The sequence below is a fragment of the Candidatus Bandiella numerosa genome, from assembly GCF_021811875.1.
Classification (GTDB): Bacteria; Pseudomonadota; Alphaproteobacteria; order Rickettsiales; family Midichloriaceae; genus Aquirickettsia; species Aquirickettsia numerosa_A.
The window spans coordinates 1-636 of sequence record NZ_JAJBJD010000205.1; the positions used below are offsets into that span (position 1 = coordinate 1).

Annotated in this window: 1 protein-coding gene; it reads right to left on the reverse strand. The window is 44.7% G+C overall.

From position 1 onward, the window contains the following. Positions 1-636 (reverse strand): DEAD/DEAH box helicase (locus tag L8D11_RS05395; RefSeq protein ID WP_336886395.1); only part of this gene is annotated, 636 nt, incomplete at both ends.

Consider the following 636-nt stretch of genomic DNA (forward strand, 5'->3'; position numbering starts at 1 on the left):
GAGTAGGGCTTTTCCTCCTTCCTCCAGCATTGTTTTGGAGTCTTGACCGGCTTCTACTTCACCATTGATCACCTTTAATTGCTTCTTCGCTTCAATCAAACACTCGTTGACAAATTTACGCTGAGCCGCAACGATGTTTTCAACTCTCGGCTTTAGCTGGTGGAATTCGTGTTCATCGCCACGAGGTGTTGGTCCTGAAATAATCAACGGGGTTCGGGCATCATCAATTAAAACGGAATCGACCTCATCGATTATAGCGTAGTGATGTTTTTGTTGTACAAGATCATCAATGCTCCCTGCCATATTGTCACGGAGGTAGTCGAAACCAAACTCATTGTTTGTCCCGAAAATGATATCTTTCTTGTAAGCAGCACGACGCTCGGCTGAGTTTGGACGATGCTTGTCAATACAATCTACAGAAAGCCCGTGGAATTGATACAAAGGTCCCATCCATTCAGAGTCACGTTTTGCAAGATAGTCGTTGACGGTAACCAGGTGAACGCCTTTTCCTGATAGTGCATTTAGGTATACGGGTAAGGTTGCTACAAGTGTTTTACCTTCCCCTGTTTGCATTTCGGCGATATTTCCTCGATGAAGTACACCACCTCCCATCAACTGAACATCATAATGCACCAT